The sequence below is a fragment of the Streptomyces sp. NPDC004838 genome, assembly GCF_053600955.1.
In genome coordinates this window covers 14,254-31,091 of the sequence record NZ_JBSGAW010000025.1, presented here as the reverse complement: position 1 = coordinate 31,091, position 16,838 = coordinate 14,254, and the positions used below count along the sequence as shown (strand labels likewise).

The following is a 16,838-nucleotide window of genomic DNA, read 5'->3' as shown; positions in this document are numbered from 1 at the left end:
GGTCAACGTCCCTTTCCGTCGGGGGCCGGGAGGATCTTCCAGAAGTAGCGGGGTGCGGCGTCCGCGCCGGTGGCGATACGGCGCAGGACCAGCTCCACCGGGTCTCCGATCGCGACGTCGTGTCCGGCGGCGACCTGACCGTAGAACCGGCCTCCGTCGGCCAGTTCGACGACGGCGGCCGTCAGCGGCCCGCCGACGGGGAAGACATGGTCACGGGTGCGGGTGAGCACCCGGCCGGTGAGCGTCATCTCGTACGGGCGCAGCTCGGCGGCGGGGCCGTGTACGGGGCAGGCGGGCGCGGCGGGGAAGTGCGGGGCGTCGCACGCGTCGCAGCGCATTCCGATGAGGCGCAGTTCCTCGCGCCGGTCCCGCCATGCCTGTGCCTGCGAGGTGTACGGAGTGAAGCCGCCTGCGTCGGGGGCCGGGGGCGGTGGCGGGCCGTCGTCACGGGTGGGGGCGGGGGAAGTCGGCCGACCTTGTGTGAAGTCCAGTTCGAGGAGGTAGCGGGCGCCGCCTCGAATGTCTACGTGCACGCGGGTCGCGCGGATCTCGCCGGTCGCGGGCGTGGAGCCGGGGCCCGGATCGTCGTCCGGGCCGCCGCCGTCGGCGGCAGCCGCCCGTACGGATGCCGACGCATCGGCCCCGGACGCATCGACCCCGGACGCCTCCGCCGCCTCCGCCACCGCCGCGTCCGTCACCGCCGCCTCCGCCTTGGCCACCGCCTCTACCCAGGTCGCCGCGCAGCCGAGGTGACCGGTGCCGGGGATGCCGCGGGAGCCCGCCGCAAGGGTGACGGTGTGGTCAAGGAGGGCACGCTCGGGAGCACCCACAGCCGGGACAGCGCCGCCGGGAGCACCCAGGCCCAGAGCCGCGCCGCCAGACACGACCGCAGGCAACTCCCGCGCCGCGAGCCAGCGGGTGAAGGCCGGTTCATGGTCCACGAGCCCGTCGCCGAGGGAGTAGACCTCACGGGCGCTGTCCGCCCCCGCCGCGGCTATCCGGAATCGGACCGGGCCCTCCTTCGTGACCAGGAGGGCCGCCGCGCCGGAGCCCAGCGCCTTCCCGTCACTGCCGCGCCGCGCGTCGGTCAAGAGGACGAGCGCGGGCGCGACACCCGCGGACACCAGTGCGGCGGCCGAGGCCAGGGCTGCTCCGGAGGCGAAGAGTCCGCCCGAGTACTCCTGGACGAGGAGCCCGTCCGTATCGAGGCGGAGGGCCTCGGCGAGCACCGACGCGTTCCCCCCGTCGACGGCGGGCGGGGTGGTCGTGGCCAGAAGCAGCGCGGCGACGCGCCGGTCCGGCTGCCGGTCGAGCAGGGCCCGGCCGGCCTGCCAGGCCAGGGTCAGGCTGTCTTCGTCATGTGCGTGTACGGCGATGCGTCTCGCGCCGCGCCCCTCCCGCCAGGGAGGGACGGCGACGGCCGCGTCGTACACGGCGGCACTCAGCGTCATGGTGAACCTCCACTCGGAGATTAACATGCATGAGCACGCAACTTCAAGGAAATGCTTGCGCACGCATGGCCTTTCGGCTCTAATAGCGGCACCAACTGTTTCGGCCACGTTTCCCGAAGGTTCTGGAGGTCCCTATGCGCCTGGGATGCGTCGACGGCGAGGCGGTTCTGATCGAGGGTGACCGCTACGCCGGCCTGGCAGAACCGTCCGGAGACCGCTTCTCCACACCCGACCGGGTGTACGGCGACTGGCCCGGCTTCCTCGCCTGGGCCGCCGATGACCATCACCTCGACTGGCGTGAACTCGACCCTCGCCGACTCCAGGCTCCGGTGCCCCTGCCCGGCCAGGTCTTCGGCGTGGGCCTCAACTACCACGACCATCTGGAGGAGAACGGCCAGGCGGGCACCCGTCCGCTGCCGCTCACCTTCACCAAGTTCCCCAGCTGTGTGACCGGCCCGTACGACGATGTCGAGATCCCCGTGGACGGCGTCGACTACGAGGTCGAAGTGGTCCTGGTCATCGGCCGCCACGCCGACCGCGTCACCGCGGACCGGGCCTGGGACCACGTCGCCGGAATCACCGTCGGCCAGGATCTGTCCGCGCGCGGCGTCCAGCAGGGCGGCCAGCTCTCGCTGGCGAAGTCGTTCCGCGGTTTCGCGCCCATCGGCCCGTGGGTCACCACCGTGGACGAACTCCCCGACCGGGACGCCCTCGCCCTGCGCTGCTGGGTCAACGGCGAACTCCTCCAGGACGGGACCACCGCGAAGATGGTCCACGACGTCCCGGAACTGATCGCCTTCCTCTCGACCGTCACCCCGCTGCGGCCCGGCGACATCGTCTTCACCGGGACCCCTGCCGGGGTCGGCTTCTTCCGGGAGCCGCAGCTCTTCCTCGCCCCCGGTGACGTGGTGCGCAGCGAGGTCGCCGGCCTCGGCGTCATGGAGAACCGGTGCGTCGCCCCGGCCGCCCCCGGCCCCTACGACGAGGCGATGCGGGCCTTGGCCCCGCGTCCCCGCGCCAGGGCCTGAGCGACGGGGACCGACCCGCCGCGACGGGCCGACGCCACCGCGTCAGCCGTACGACATGGGGCGCGGGCACGGCCACAGCCGTAGCCGTAGCCGTAGCCGTACACCAGCTGGACCGACACAGGATCAATCCACAGATCGACGAACGAACAGACGAACGAACAGAAGTGGAAGAAGCCATGGTGACTCCCCTCGCGATGAACCACATCGCCTACCAGACGACCGACCTGGCAGCGACCCACGCCTTCTGGACGGAGGCCGTGGGGGCGAAGCTGGTCGGAGCCGTCCGCCAGGACCGGGCCACGACCAGCGGCGGCGAGTCGATGAACCCGTTCCTGCATGTGTTCTACGAGCTGAAGAGCGGCGAGTGCATCGCGTTCTTCGATGTGTCGGGCGACTACGAGGCCAAGGACGACGGCCTGGAGTGGTGGGCCAAGCACGTCGCCCTGTCGGTGTCGTCGGATGAGGAGCTGACAGCGATGACGCAGCAGCTCAAGGACCACGGCGTCGAGGTCCGCGGACCGGTCGACCACGACGGGGTCTGGCACTCCGTGTACTGCTTCGACCCCAGCGGCGTGCATCTGGAGATCACCCACCAGACCCGGCCGCTGAACGAGAAGGACGCGGACGAGGCCCAGGTCCTGTACGACGGCTGGCTCGCCGACCGGGCGGCCGGACGCGTCTGAGCGACCCGCGCGGGCCGGCCCCTCGGCTCGCGGCACCCCGGCTCGCCGCACCCCCGAACGTACGCCGAACCCGTACACCGAACTCGTACGCCGACCGGTGGCCCGGCCCGCGAGGTCACACCGCCCGACGCCGTCACCCGGCCACCGCATCCCGGCCCGCACGCCGCACCCGTACCGCGAGCCGCACCCCGGCCCCGCGCCACGAACCGCACCCCGGCCCGTACGGCACACCAGCACGACGCACCGGTACGGGCCCTACACCCCGACACGGGAACCCGGACCCCCTGACCCCGGATCCGCCCTCGGCACCATCCCCGCCCTGGGGCCCCAGCGTCCGGACCGGCCGACGCCCTCCGTGCCCGCAGCACCCTGAGCACCCTGAGCACCCGCACCCGCACCCGCACCCGCACCCGCACCACCCTGACCACCTCGCGCACCACCCGCACCTCATCCGGCCCCACCGGGAGAGCGGCCTCCCGCCGCCACCGGGTCGGCCCGCCATGCCCCGAGGCGGCCTCAGCGCCCGCCCGCCGCACCGACTTCCCTCTCCTGGACGGACCACCCTCATGCAAAGAACACTGCGTACCGCCATCGCGGCCGTGTCCCTGACACTGCTGGCCACCGCCTGCTCCAGCAAGGGCAGCAGCGACTCCTCGTCCTCATCCGGCAGCGGCAAGGACGACGTCAAGACGGGTGTCGGCATCACGGACGACACCATCAAACTGGGTGTGCTCACCGACCTCTCGGGCCCCATCGGCCCACTCGGCAAGGCGGGGCTCGCCGGCAACGACCTCTACTGGGAGGAGCAGAACGCCAAGGGCGGGGTCTGCGGCCGCAAGGTTCAGACGATCGCCAAGGACAACCAGTACAACGTGCAGAAGTCCGTGGTCCACTACGCGGCCCTGCGCAACGAGGTCGTCGGCATCGCGAACTTCGCGGGCGGCCCCGACGTACTCGCCGTACAGCAGCAGATCAACGCCGACAAGATGGTCGTCCTGCCCAGCTCCTACGACGGCGCCCTGCTGAAGATCCCTACCGCCCCGCTCGTCGGATCGCCGTACGAGATCGAGGCGATCAACGGCATCAGCTATCTGATGGAGCAGAAGAAGCTCGCCGAGGGCGACGCCATCGGCGTCATCCACTACCCCGGCGGCATCGGCACCAACACCCTCGCCGGGGTCAAGGCCGCCGCCGACGAGTTCAAACTCAAGCTGACCGCCGTCGAGATCGACCCGACCAGCACCGACCTCACCGCGCAGGTGGCGGCGATGAAGAAGGCCGGAGCCAAGGTCATCGTCATGGGCACGGCGGGCGGGCAGACCGTCGCCGTCACCTCGCTGGTGCACTCCAGCGGCTATGACGCGACCGTGCTGGCGAGCAACCTGATCTCGGCCGCCTCCGTCAAGGGACCGGCCCAGAAGGCGCTGACCGAGCGGCTGGTCCTCACCAGCAACACCTCGCCGTTCTCCGCCGACACCGAGATGGTCAAGAAGATCCGGGACGCCTACGCCAAGAAGTACCCGGGCACCGAGATCACCGCCCCGGTCGGCGCGGGCTATGTCTTCGCCCTGACCTACCACACGATCCTGGAGAGGGCCTGCCAGAACAAGGACCTCACCCGCGACGGTGTGGCCAAGGCGCTGACCGAGGTCACCAACGTGGACTCCGGCGGAATGCAGGTCGCCCTGGACTTCTCCGAACCCGGCAAGCCCGCCTCCCGCGAGTCCTTCATCGTCAAGCCCGACCCCAAGGCCGTGGACGGCGTGTCGATCGTCGAGGAGCCGAAGGCAAGCCCGTTCGCGCTGAAGTACCAGCCCGCGAGCTGAACAGAAACCACTGAGACACCTGTGCCCGCATCGCCTGCCGCCGGAGCGTAGCCCATGCTCAACGTCGAATCGCTGGTCGTCCGGTACGGAACGGCCGACGCCATCAACGGGATCTCGCTGACCGTGGATCCCGGCCGGGTCACCGCCCTGCTCGGCAACAACGGAGCGGGCAAGACCACCCTGCTGCGCACCCTGTCCGGCACGATCTCCCTGCACGGCGGCCAGGCCGTCAGCGGCGGCGCTCGGCTGGGGGACCACGATCTGCTGCGGACCTCGCCCGACCGGATCGTCAGGGCCGGACTGGCCCAAGTCCCGGAGGGCCGCAGGGTCTTCGCCTCGCTCAGCGTGGCGGAGAACCTGCACGCCGGAGGGCTCTCGGTGAAGTCCCGCAAGGACACCGAGCGCAGCTTCGACCGGGTCCTGGAGATGTTCCCCATCCTCAAGGAACGGTCGGCGCAGAGCGCGGGACTGCTCTCCGGCGGCGAGCAGCAGATGCTGGCCATCGGGCGGGCCCTGATGAGCGCGCCGAAGGTCCTGCTGCTGGACGAACCGTCCCTCGGCATCGCGCCGATGGTCGCCAAGGAGATCGCCGCCACGGTCAGGACGATCGCCGACTCCGGGGTGGCGGTGCTGCTGGTCGAGCAGAACACCCGGCTCGCCCTGGGCATCGCCGACCAGGTGTACGCGGTCGACGGCGGGCTCGTGGCCGCGCAGGGCCCGGCGTCGGACTTCACGGACTCGGAGATGCTGCGCCGGCTGAGTCTGGGCGGCGGCACGGCTGTCGGCGCCGCCACCGGACCCGGACGCGGACGCGGACGCGGCACCAGCACGAACACCAGCACCGCAACCGCCGCCAACAGCCACACCACCGGCGTCGGAGAGCGCCCCCCGTCGGCACAAGGAGGTACGACGACCCATGACTGACACCCGCACGGCGACCGCGGAACGCGTGCCGCCAGGCGCCACGGGGACGCCCCCGGAGATCGAAGTGGACGGGGTGACCGTCCGCTTCGGCGGGGTCACCGCCGTCGCCGAAGCCTCCTTCTCCGTACGCCCCGGCACGGTGCACGCGCTCATCGGCCCCAACGGCGCAGGAAAGTCCAGCTGTTTCAACGCGATCACGGGGGTGTACCGCGCCGCCGCGGGGACCGTACGCCACCGCGGAGAGCGGATCGACGCGCTCCGCCCGGCGGCCATCGCCTCCCGGGGCGTGGCCCGTACCTTCCAGAATCTGGTGCTGCCGCCGGAGCTGAGCGTCTACGACTGTCTGCGCGTCGCCCGCCACTACCGCACCAAGGCAGGGCTGTTCGCGACCGGTTTCGGACTGCCCGTGGCCCGCCGCGAGCGCCGGGCGGACGACCTTCGCGTACGCGAGGCGGCGAACGCCACCGGCATCGGCCACCTCCTCCACCACCAGGTGGGCAATCTGCCCTACGGCACGCGCAAGAAGGTCGAGTTCGCCCGCGCGCTCTGCTCCGAGCCGACGCTGCTGCTGCTGGACGAGCCGGTGGCGGGCATCAACGACGCCGAGTCGGACGCCATGGCCGAGACGGTGCTGCGGGTCCGGGAGGAGCGCGGGCTGACCGTGCTGCTGGTCGAGCACAGCATGCCGTTCGTGATGGGCCTCAGCGACCATGTGACGGTCCTTCAGTCCGGCCGGGTCATCGCCGACGGGACGCCCCGGCAGATCCAGGACGATCCGCTGGTGATCGCCGCGTACCTCGGTAACGAGACGGACGCCGACACGGAAGCGTCCCCCGCCACCGAACCCGGTTCCGGACCCGGACCAGGACCCGGACGCGCCACCGGCACCGGCACCGGCACCGGCACCGATCCCGATCCCGACCCTGGCACGAACACCGACACCGACACCACCACCGCCCCCGACACCGAACCCCCTCGGAGAGAGCCGTGATCACGCTACTTGAGGCCATAGTCAATGGCGTATCGCTCGGGGCGCTGTACTCGCTCATCGCACTCGGCTTTGTGATCATCTACCGGGCGACGGGCGTACTGAACTTCGCCCATGGCGCGTTCCTGCTGGTGGGCACCTATGTGACGGCCGAGGTGGGCGCCGAACACGGCTTCCCGCTCGGTCTGACCGCGGGTCTCGCCGCGGGCGCGGCGGTGGGCTGGGTGACGCACAGCGTGTTCATGCGCTTCTCGCGGGACCGCAGCCACATCAGCCTGACCGTGATGACGCTGGGCATCAACATCCTCGCCATCACCGAGGTCACGCGGCGGATCGGCGACCGCACCATCCCGATGACCGAGCCGTGGGGTTCGGCGGAGATGCACATCGGCCCGATCACGGTGCCCCAGGTGCGCATGGTGGCCCTCGGCCTCGCGGCCGTCGTCATCATCGGCTTCCTGGCCGCGTTCCGCTACACGCGCTGGGGCCTGAAGCTGAGGGTCAGCGCCGCCGACAACGAGACCGCCGCGCTGATGGGCGTACGGCTGTCCCGCGTCTCCGCGACGAGCTGGATCATCGGCGGTGTGATGGCGACGCTGGCAGGTCTCTTCCTGGCGTCGTTCCCCAGTCCCGGTGTGGATCCCGGACTCTCCAACAGCGCGATGCGGGCCTTCCCCGCCGCGGTCATCGGCGGCCTCGACTCCGTCGGCGGCGCGCTGGTGGGCGGGCTCGCCCTCGGGCTGGCCGAGTCGCTCACGGCGACGTACGAATCCGGGCTCGGCTCCTTCGGCCACGGGCTGTCGGGCATCGTCGCCTACCTCGTGCTCTTCGCCGTACTGCTGGTCCGCCCGGACGGTTTCTTCGGCAAGAAGGCGGTGGCCCGTGTCTGACTCCAGCCGCTCCCGAGCCCAGCGCTCCGACGCCCGCCGTCCGGACCACCGCACCACACCCGACGGCACCCCCAGCCGCAACACGTCCGACCGCACCACACCCGACCGCACCACACCCGACCACACCACACCCAGCCACAAGACGTCCGACCGCAAGACGTCCGACCACCACCGGCGCGATCTCCGCCGGCTCGTCTCACGCCCCCGAGCGATCACGGCGATCCTGGTCCTGGTCCTCATCGCGGTGCCGTTCTACCTCGACGAATTCTGGATGCAGCTGGGCGTGTTCACGCTCGCCGCCGCGATCGGCGCGATCGGTCTGACGATCCAGGTCGGGGTGGCCGGACAGTTCTCGCTCGCCCACGCGCTCTTCCTCGGCAGCGGCGCGTATCTGTACGCGTTCCTGGCGGGCAGCCCGGACGGAAAGCTGGGCGGCCTCGGCTGGCCGACCGCCCTGGCCGCCGTGGGCGCGATCGTCCTCTCCGGCGCGCTGGGCGCGGCGTTCAGTCCCATGGCCGGCCGGGTGCGCGGCCTGTATCTGGCGGTGGCCTCGATCGGTCTGGTCTTCCTCGGTCAGCATCTGCTGACCAAGGTCATCCCCCTCTCCGGCGGCCCGGCCGGCCGCGCCGTGCCTCCGCTGAACATCGGCGGCTTCGAGTTCTCCGACGCCTCCGAGACGATGGTGCTGGGGGTGCCGTTCGGGGGCCTGGAGAAGCTGTGGTTCCTCGGGCTCGTGATCGTCGCCATCGGATACGTCGCGGCCCGCCGTATCGTCAACGGCCGCCCCGGCCTCGCCCTGCACATGATGCGCGAGAGCGAGATCGGCGCGGCGGCGATGGGCATCAAGGTGCCCCGCGCGAAGGCGAGTTCGTTCGTCCTGGCCGCGGTGTACGGGAGCACGGCGGGCGTGATGCTCGCCCTCGCCTCCCAGTGGATCGTGCCGAACTCCTTCGGTTATCTCGCCTCCGTCGACTACCTCGCCATGGTCATCATCGGCGGGCTGGGCAGCGTACGCGGCGCGGTCGCCGGAGCGGCCTTCGTCTCCGCGCTGCCGCTCCTGCTCTCACGCCACGCGGACAGCCTGCCGTTCCTGAGCGGCACCAGCGGGGGCGGCGGGATCGACGGCTCGGTGTTCGCGACGATGCTGTACGCGGCCCTCCTGATCCTGGTGATCATGTTCGCGCCCGGCGGGCTGAACTCCCTGCTGACGCGGATCACCGGCCCCACGGACGCGGGCCCGCGCCACTCCACCGACGGTTCCGGCTCCGGGAGCGACACGCGGGCGGCGAAGCCGCGTACCGGGAAGGTCCCCGCCACATGAGCACCCCGACGCATAGGGAGACCTCCGTGCCCACCGCCGTCGACGCCCTGGCCGACCGGTTCCTGCGCGCGGTCGAGAGGGGGGACGTCGAGACCGTACGGAACACGGTCTACACCCCCGACACGGTCATCTGGCACAACACCACCAACCGCGAGATCGGCCCCGAGGACAACTACCGGGTGCTGCGCTGGCTGTCCGGCCTGCTCACGGACATGCGGTACGAGGAGGAGCGCCGGCACGAGACCGCCGACGGCTTCGTCCAGCAGCACGTCCTGCGCGGCACGGTCCCGGACGGCTCGTCGATCGAGGTCCGCGCCTGCCTGGTGGCAACGGTGCGGGACGACCGGATCGTACGGCTCGACGAGTACCTGGACAGCGCGGCGAGCCGGGCCCTGGACCCGTACCGCCCCGCGCCCACCGACTGACACACGGAGAACGAACCGATGCCCCTGACGATCACGGGACTCACCGAACTGGAGGCGGCGGCGGACGCCGACCTCGGCCACTCCCCCTGGCTGGAGATCACCCAGGACCGGGTGGACGCCTTCGCCGAGGCCACCGGCGACCACCAGTGGATCCACACCGACCCCGCCCGCGCCGCCACCGGCCCCTTCGGCGCGACCATCGCACACGGCTATCTCACGCTCTCCCTCATCAGCGGCCTCTTCACCGGTCTGCTGGAGCGGCGGGACATCTCGATGGCCGTCAACTACGGCCTGAACAGGGTCCGCTTCACCGCGCCCGTCCGCGTCGGTTCACGTATCCGGCTGGCGGGCCGCATCGCGGAGACGGAACGGGTCGGCGGAGGAGGAGTACAGGTGACGTACGCCCTCACGGTCGAACTCGAAGGCTCCGAGAAGCCCGCGTGCGTGGCGGAGTCGGTCCACCGCTACTACGCATGACGACCGCCCTCCCTCCCCTAAGCGAGAACGTGATGACGACTGCCTTCGACCCCATCGATCTGTGCGGCGTGTGGCTGTCCAACCGCATCGCGATGGCGCCCATGACCCGCAGCCGCGCCTACGGCCCCGGCGCGACGCCGACCCCGTCGACGGCCCGGTACTACGCACAGCGGGCGACGGCGGGGCTGATCATCACGGAGGGCTGTCACCCGTCGGTGGTGGGCCAGGGCTACATCAACACGCCCGGCCTGCACAGCGACGCCCAGATCGCGGCCTGGCGACCGGTGACGGACGCGGTCCACGCGGCGGGCGGACGGATCTTCGCCCAGCTCACCCACACCGGCCGGATCGGCCACCCCTGCATGCTGCCGCCCGGCCTGGCCCCGGTCGGCCCGTCGGCGGTCGCCGCCAGCGGCCAGGTCCTCACCACGGAGGGCCGCAAGGACTTCGTGACTCCCCTCGCCCTGGACGAGCAGGGCATCCACGCGACGATCGCCGACTACGCGCGGGCCGCCCGCAACGCCGTCGAGGCGGGCTTCGACGGCGTCGAGATCCACGGTGGCAACGGCTATCTGATCCACCAGTTCCTCTCCACCAACGCCAACCGGCGCATCGACGCCTGGGGCGGCTCGGTGACGGCCCGTATCCGCTTCGCGGTCGAGGTCGTGACGGCGGTCGCCGCCACGGTGGGCGCCGCCCGCACGGGCCTGCGCCTGTCCCCCGCGAACCCGTTCAACGACATCGCCGAGGACGCCCCCCACCTCACCTACCGGGCCCTGGTCGACGCGCTCGCCCCCATCGCCCCGGCCTACCTCCACCTGGTGGAACCCGCGGACGCCCGCGACCTCACCCTGGACCTCCGCAAGCGCTTCCCGGGCACCTTCATCCTCAACCCGTCCACCCCGGCCGACCGCTGCACCGGCCCGGAGGAACTCCACCTGGTCGAGGACGGCACGACGGACGTCCTCTCCCTCGGCGCCCTCTTCCTCGCCAACCCCGACCTCCCCCACCGCCTCGCGACCGGCGGCCCCTTCAACCCCCCGGACCGCGCCACGTTCTACGGCGGCGACGACCGCGGCTACACGGACTACCCGCCCCTCCTCTGACACCTCGACCACCCTGACCTGCGGAAACGACATCGTCGCCCGCGAAGGTCCTAGCTTGGGAGGGTGCACGAGGGCATAGTCACTCTGTTCCTCGGCGGGGACGTGATGCTCGGCCGGGGCGTCGATCAGATCCTCCCGCACCCCGGTGACCCGGCGCTTCGGGAGGCGTACATACGCGACGCCCGGACCTACGTCGAACTGGCCGAGGCGGCGAACGGACCGATCCCCCGGCCGGTCGGCTTCCGCTGGCCGTGGGGCGAGGCGCTGCCGGTCCTGGACGAGGCGGCGCCGGACGTGCGGCTGGTCAATCTGGAGACCTCCGTCACCGGTGACGGGGACTTCGCGCCCGGCAAGGGCGTCCACTACCGGATGAGCCCGGCCAATCTGCCGTGCCTGGACGCAGCCCGGCTGGACGTCTGCGCACTGGCCAACAACCATGTGCTCGACTTCGGCCCGCGCGGCCTCCACGAGACGCTCGACGTCCTGGCGGAGGCGGGGCCGCGGACGGCGGGGGCCGGCCGGGACGAGGTGCGTGCGAGGCGGCCGGCGATCGTACCCCTGGGTGCCGGCGGGCGGGTGCTGGTCTTCTCCTTCGGGATGCCGTCCAGCGGGATCCCGAAGGACTGGGCCTCCACCGGGCAGCGGGCCGGTGTCGACGTCGTCGCGGAGCCTTCGGCGGCCGCCGCGTCCGCGTTCGCCGACCGTCTGCGGCAGGTCAGACGGCAGGGGGACATCACGGTCGCCTCGGTCCACTGGGGCCCCAACTGGGGCTACGACGTCTCCCGTTCCGAGGTCCGCTTCGCCCACGCGCTCCTCGACGCGGGCGTGGACGTCGTGCACGGACACTCCTCGCACCACCCGCGCCCGCTGGAGGTGTACCGGGACAGGATCATCCTCTACGGCTGCGGCGACCTCGTCGACGACTACGAGGGCATCCGCGGCTACGAGAGCTACCGGGACGACCTGCGGGTGCTGTACCTGGTCTCGGTGGAGGCGGACACCGGCCGACTCGTCGACGCGCGGATGGTGCCGCTGCAGGCGCGCAGGATGCGGCTGGAACACACCTCGGCCGAGGACGCCGAATGGCTGCGCGCCGTCCTCGACAGGCACAGCCGAGCCTTCGGCACCCGCGTCGACGGCGGGCCCGACGGCACGCTCGCCCCGCGGCCCGTGCGACCGCATGATCATTGAGAACACGCCCCACGGGGCAGGGAGCGGGCCAGGGCGGAAAAGCGGAGTCGGGGGCCCCGACGCAGCACACGGACGGTGAGCCGGGGCCGGATGGCCCCAGTGGCACCTGTCCGACACCACACCGGCACCCACATCAGGCTTTCTTGGACGAGAATGGACGAAGCGACGACGTCGCCGGGTGATCGAAGGGTGTCGTTTCCGTCTCTCCCATGTGGCAGGTGCTTGTCCGCGGGCTCGCACCCCTCACACGAAATCCCAGGGCATCGCAGCCGACGCCCTCGGCGTCGGCTCGGGAACGGCCACCACCAGTAGGTCCTGGGGCGAGTTCGAGCAGGGAGACGCTGTGCGGGCGACCATGACTCTGGGGCGGATCGCGGGGGTCCGGATCGGGGTCCACTGGAGCGTGCTGCTCATCTTCGGCATCATCGCGTTCGGTCTCGCACAGGACCAGTTCCCCGGTGTGTATCCGGGCCATGCCCCGCTGGTGTACTGGGCGGCGGGCCTCGGGACCGCCGTGGTCTTCTTCGTGTCACTGCTCGCCCACGAACTGGCGCACGCGGTGGTGGCGCGGCGCAACGGGGTCGTCGTGGACGACATCGTGCTGTGGCTGCTGGGCGGTGTGGCCCGGCTGAAGTCGGAGGCGTCGAGCCCGGCGGCGGAACTGCGGATCGCGGGTGTGGGCCCACTGGTCAGTCTCCTGCTGGGCGGGCTCTTCGTCCTGGGAACGTGGCTGCTCGCCCTGGTGTCCGCGCCCGGACTCCTGGTCGCGGTCGCGGCCTGGCTCGCGGGCATCAACCTGCTGCTCGCCGTTTTCAACGCCCTTCCCGCCGCCCCGCTCGACGGCGGGCGGCTGCTGCGCGCCTTCCTGTGGTGGCGTACGGGAGACCGGCTACGGGCGACCGCCGGGGCCACCGCGGCGGGACGGGTCCTCGGCTGGCTGCTCATAGCGCTGGGACTTGTGGTGTTCATGAGAGGCGGCGGGCTCGGCGGGCTCTGGCTGACCCTGATCGGCTGGTTCCTCATCGCGGCCGCCACCGCTGAGGGACGCCAGGCGCGGGTGCGCGGTGCGCTCGCCGGAGTTCCGGTGCGTGACGCCATGACGAGGGATCCCCTGACGGTGCCCGCGGACCTGACGGTCGCGGATCTGCTGGCCGACCCGCGGTATCGGTACCGGCACTCCGCGTTTCCGGTGACCGGCGCGGACGGGGCACCGGTCGGGCTGGTGACGCTCGACGGCGCCAGGCAGGTGCCGCCTGCGCAGACCGGGACGGTGACGGTGGGTGAGGTGATGGTGCCGCTGTCGCGGACCACCGTCGCCGGTCCGGACGACTCACTGGCGGATCTCCTGCCCCGCGTGGAGCCCGGCGCCGAACACCACGTCCTGGTGATGGACCAGAGCGGAATCGTCGGAATCCTGTCGCTGTCGGACATCAACCGTATGGTGACCTGGCTGATGGGTGCCCCGAGGAGATGAGAAGTCGATCGCGACGGCCCCTGTCAACGGCCCTTCCACCCGAGCGTCGCCGCACTGATCGTCGGCCGTCGAAGCACGCCCTCCCGCGGCATCCGTGCCGTGCCGGTGCGAGTCGCAGACCGGGCGGCCCCCGGCGCATGATGGAGAGGGAAAGAGTCACATGGCCTTTCGAGTTCACATCCGCGGAGGTGAGCCTCATGACTCTGCCCGCACGACACCCGCACGGCCGCCTGCTGGAGCGGGCCTACCCGCCGATGGCCGCCGAGTTCGACGAACTCTTCGATCGGATGAGCCGGTTCCTGGAGTCCGCCGCACCGCCCTGGAGGGAGCCCATGGCCTGGGCGCCGTTGGCCGACCTGAGCGAGACCGACGCGGCGTACAAGGTCGAGTGCGAACTGCCCGGCATCAACCGCGAGGACATCGACGTCGAGGTCAGCGGACGGGAACTGCACATCACCGGAGAGCTGAAGGAACGCGAACCGGAAGGCGTCCTGCGCCGCGCCACGCGCCGCACCGGGCGATTCGAGTACCGGGCGCTGCTGCCCTCCGCCGTGAAGGCCGAGGACGTGCACGCCACCCTTGCCGACGGCATCCTCACCGTCGCCGTCCCCAAGGCTCAGGCGGTCAAGCCCCATCACATCGAGATCGAGGGTTGATCCACCACCTCTGAAAGCACGACGGGTGCGGACGCTCCGACCCTCCATCCGCACCCGCGCGACCACGAGGGTGGCCAGCGGGGGCACGAGGGTGGCTTGCAGGACCTGCCGTACGCCCCTGCACCGGCAGCCCCCACCGGGAGTACGGAGCGCATGCACACGGCGTAGCCATGTCCCCAGGGCGAGGAGGCCGGATCGTGTACTTCCTGGATCGTCGAGATGCCGGCCGACGGCTGGCGGCCCGGCTGCAGCAGTTCAAGGGTTCCGACATCGTGGTGCTGGGGCTGCCTCGCGGAGGCGTCCCGGTCGCCGCGGAGGTCGCCGAGGCGCTGGGCGCGCCGCTGGACATCTGCCTGGTACGCAAACTGGGTGTGCCGTTCCAGCCGGAGCTGGGCATGGGGGCCATCGGTGAAGGCGGCGTCCGCGTGATCAACGACGCGGTGGTGCGCGACGCGCGTGTCACCCCGCACGAGCTGGCCGCGGTCCAGGCACGCGAGCTGGAGGTGCTCGAAAGCCGCGCACGGCGCTACCGGGGCAGACGGGAACCGGCAGACCTGGCGGGCCGCACGGTCCTGATCGTCGACGACGGGGTCGCCACCGGTTCGACGGCGCGTGCGGCCTGTCAGATCGCCCGTGCTCGCGGGGCCGCACGGGTCGTACTGGCGGCTCCCGTGGCACCGCACGACTGGACCAAGCGACTGGGTGCGGACGCCGACGAACTGGTGTGCCCGCACACACCGTGGAGCTTCGATGCCATCGGGCAGTTCTACGCCGACTTCTCCCAGACCGACGACGACGAGGTCGTCGCCTGTCTGGAGGAGGCGCTCGCTCGCCCGGTGAGCGCCCGCCGGGCTCCGCCGGGGCAGGCCGCACCCGAGGACCGGGAGGCGGATGTGCGCGCGGGTCCGCTGGTGCTGCGGGGACAGCTGACGGTGCCCGAGGACGCGCTCGGGATCGTGGTGTTCGCGCACGGCAGCGGCAGCAGTCGGCACAGCCCGCGCAACCGGTCCGTCGCGGCCGGCCTGAACCGGGCCGGGCTGGGCACCCTGCTGTTCGACCTGCTCACCGAGGAAGAGGGGACGGACAGGGCCGCTGTCTTCGACACGGATCTCCTCGCCCGACGGCTCACGGACGCCACCGGCTGGCTGCGTGAGCAGCCCGAGGCTCAGGGTCTGGCCATCGGATACTTCGGCGCCAGCACCGGCGCTGCCGCCGCGCTCTGGGCAGCCGCCGACCCTGACACGCGGATCGCCGCGGTCGTCTCCCGCGGCGGCAGGCCCGACCTCGCCGGACCACGACTGGCGGCCGTGACCGCCCCCACCCTGCTCATCGTCGGCGGCCACGACCGACTCGTACTCGGTCTCAACCGCGACGCACAGTCCCGGCTGCGGTGCGAGAACGAACTCGCGGTCGTCCCAGGCGCCACCCACCTCTTCGAGGAACCCGGCACCCTGGAGCAGGTCACCAGCCTCGCCCGTGACTGGTTCACCGACCACATGGCCCCAGCGCACCACGGGGTGGCCCGATCCTGAACGCCGGAGGCCCCGGCCCCCGAACCGGGCTTCCCGCCTGGGCACGGCCCCCGCCGAGCGCCCCGAAGCCGCCCCCGCGCTCCCCCAACACCGCCAGCACGACCGCCGGATGACCGGCAACACCCAGACAAGGGACACGGCCCATCGCCCTCATGGGACGTCCCTGCTCTCCGACGTCGGCCCACTGGCTTCCCTCGCCGACGGACGTCTCGTCGCCACGTCCCCCACGACCGCCCGGCGGAGAAGCCGCCACCCCCCTCGGCCTGGCCTGCACCATCCTCGACGCAGCCGACGGCTATCTCCTCGCCCAGAACGCCACCAGCGCAGCCTGCCACCGAGAAAGACGCCACCCACACCGGCACAGAAGCTACAACCCTCAAAAACAACCCATAACACCCCTCACGATCACGAACCCGGACCGACACCTCAGCCTCGCCCCACCACCCCACGCTGATCCGCTACCCTGTGAGGGGCCTCCCTCACCGGCGGTCCCACCCTTGCCGCAGCGCGGGTGAATGCTCACGCAGAGCGTCCGCCAACGTCATACGCGAGGCCCCGCCTTCGTAGCTCAGGGGATAGAGCACCGCTCTCCTAAAGCGGGTGTCGCAGGTTCGAATCCTGCCGGGGGCACAACGCATCACCACTCCAACCTGGAGCTTCTCCCCGGGGAGGGGTCCTATTCGGCCTCGGACTTTCGTCCGAGGCCGTTTGCGTGAGCGGACAGGGAGCTGATCTCCCGAACGTCACCCGACGGATCGGCCCTGTTCGGTACGGACTCCAGGCCAGACTCCTCGGTATCGCGAACCTCCTCGTCGATCAAGTACTTCATCGGAGGCTAGTGCCGGATCTGGCGCGGTCGCCCACTT

At 71.3% G+C, this 16,838-nt stretch carries 15 protein-coding genes and 1 tRNA gene; 15 read left to right on the top strand and 1 reads right to left on the bottom strand.

Going from position 1 to position 16,838, the window contains the following annotated elements:
- Positions 1 to 2 precede the first annotated feature (2 nt).
- On the bottom strand, positions 3 to 1,451 hold the full coding sequence (locus ACWEFL_RS25785) for a zinc ribbon domain-containing protein (protein WP_451716807.1): 1,449 nt from the start codon (positions 1,449 to 1,451) through the stop codon (positions 3 to 5).
- 134 nt (positions 1,452 to 1,585) lie between these two features.
- On the opposite strand from ACWEFL_RS25785, the gene ACWEFL_RS25780 reads away from it, so the two are divergent.
- From ACWEFL_RS25780 to ACWEFL_RS25710, 15 genes are all read left to right on the top strand, one after another.
- A complete protein-coding gene (locus ACWEFL_RS25780; protein ID WP_451716806.1) occupies positions 1,586 to 2,479 on the top strand; it encodes a fumarylacetoacetate hydrolase family protein in 894 nt (297 codons plus the stop codon).
- A gap of 176 nt (positions 2,480 to 2,655) precedes the next feature.
- Positions 2,656 to 3,162, top strand: a complete 507-nt coding sequence (locus tag ACWEFL_RS25775) for a VOC family protein (protein ID WP_451716804.1) — start codon at positions 2,656 to 2,658, stop codon at positions 3,160 to 3,162.
- 566 nt (positions 3,163 to 3,728) lie between these two features.
- Positions 3,729 to 4,988 (top strand): ABC transporter substrate-binding protein, encoded by a 1,260-nt coding sequence (locus ACWEFL_RS25770; protein WP_451716802.1) that lies wholly within the window; start codon positions 3,729 to 3,731, stop codon positions 4,986 to 4,988.
- A 54-nt stretch (positions 4,989 to 5,042) separates the two neighbouring features.
- On the top strand, positions 5,043 to 5,912 hold the full coding sequence (locus ACWEFL_RS25765; RefSeq protein WP_451716800.1) for an ABC transporter ATP-binding protein: 870 nt from the start codon (positions 5,043 to 5,045) through the stop codon (positions 5,910 to 5,912).
- Positions 5,905 to 6,903 carry an ABC transporter ATP-binding protein gene (locus ACWEFL_RS25760; protein ID WP_451716798.1) on the top strand — a complete coding sequence of 333 codons (999 nt, stop codon included), beginning with the start codon at positions 5,905 to 5,907 and terminating at the stop codon, positions 6,901 to 6,903. The genes ACWEFL_RS25765 and ACWEFL_RS25760 overlap by 8 nt, the downstream gene beginning before the upstream one ends.
- Positions 6,900 to 7,790, top strand: coding sequence for a branched-chain amino acid ABC transporter permease (locus tag ACWEFL_RS25755; protein ID WP_451716796.1), 891 nt, complete (start codon positions 6,900 to 6,902; stop codon positions 7,788 to 7,790). The genes ACWEFL_RS25760 and ACWEFL_RS25755 overlap by 4 nt, the downstream gene beginning before the upstream one ends.
- Positions 7,783 to 9,111 carry a branched-chain amino acid ABC transporter permease gene (locus ACWEFL_RS25750; protein WP_451716794.1) on the top strand — a complete coding sequence of 443 codons (1,329 nt, stop codon included), beginning with the start codon at positions 7,783 to 7,785 and terminating at the stop codon, positions 9,109 to 9,111. The genes ACWEFL_RS25755 and ACWEFL_RS25750 overlap by 8 nt, the downstream gene beginning before the upstream one ends.
- Complete coding sequence (locus ACWEFL_RS25745; protein ID WP_451716792.1) at positions 9,108 to 9,536, top strand: nuclear transport factor 2 family protein; 429 nt, start codon at positions 9,108 to 9,110, stop codon at positions 9,534 to 9,536. Before ACWEFL_RS25750 ends, ACWEFL_RS25745 begins: the two co-directional genes overlap by 4 nt.
- A gap of 18 nt (positions 9,537 to 9,554) precedes the next feature.
- On the top strand, positions 9,555 to 10,013 hold the full coding sequence (locus ACWEFL_RS25740; protein WP_451716790.1) for a MaoC family dehydratase: 459 nt from the start codon (positions 9,555 to 9,557) through the stop codon (positions 10,011 to 10,013).
- Between the two features lie 32 nt (positions 10,014 to 10,045).
- Complete coding sequence (locus tag ACWEFL_RS25735) at positions 10,046 to 11,119, top strand: alkene reductase (protein WP_451716789.1); 1,074 nt, start codon at positions 10,046 to 10,048, stop codon at positions 11,117 to 11,119.
- 63 nt (positions 11,120 to 11,182) lie between these two features.
- Complete coding sequence (locus tag ACWEFL_RS25730) at positions 11,183 to 12,310, top strand: CapA family protein (RefSeq protein ID WP_451716787.1); 1,128 nt, start codon at positions 11,183 to 11,185, stop codon at positions 12,308 to 12,310.
- Between the two features lie 343 nt (positions 12,311 to 12,653).
- A complete protein-coding gene (locus tag ACWEFL_RS25725) occupies positions 12,654 to 13,784 on the top strand; it encodes a site-2 protease family protein (RefSeq protein WP_451716785.1) in 1,131 nt (376 codons plus the stop codon).
- A 197-nt stretch (positions 13,785 to 13,981) separates the two neighbouring features.
- Positions 13,982 to 14,440 (top strand): Hsp20/alpha crystallin family protein, encoded by a 459-nt coding sequence (locus tag ACWEFL_RS25720; protein ID WP_451716783.1) that lies wholly within the window; start codon positions 13,982 to 13,984, stop codon positions 14,438 to 14,440.
- Positions 14,441 to 14,637: 197 nt separating this feature from the next.
- Positions 14,638 to 15,972 carry a phosphoribosyltransferase family protein gene (locus tag ACWEFL_RS25715; RefSeq protein ID WP_451716782.1) on the top strand — a complete coding sequence of 445 codons (1,335 nt, stop codon included), beginning with the start codon at positions 14,638 to 14,640 and terminating at the stop codon, positions 15,970 to 15,972.
- Between the two features lie 557 nt (positions 15,973 to 16,529).
- A tRNA-Arg gene (locus ACWEFL_RS25710) sits at positions 16,530 to 16,602 on the top strand.
- Positions 16,603 to 16,838: the final 236 nt, after the last annotated feature.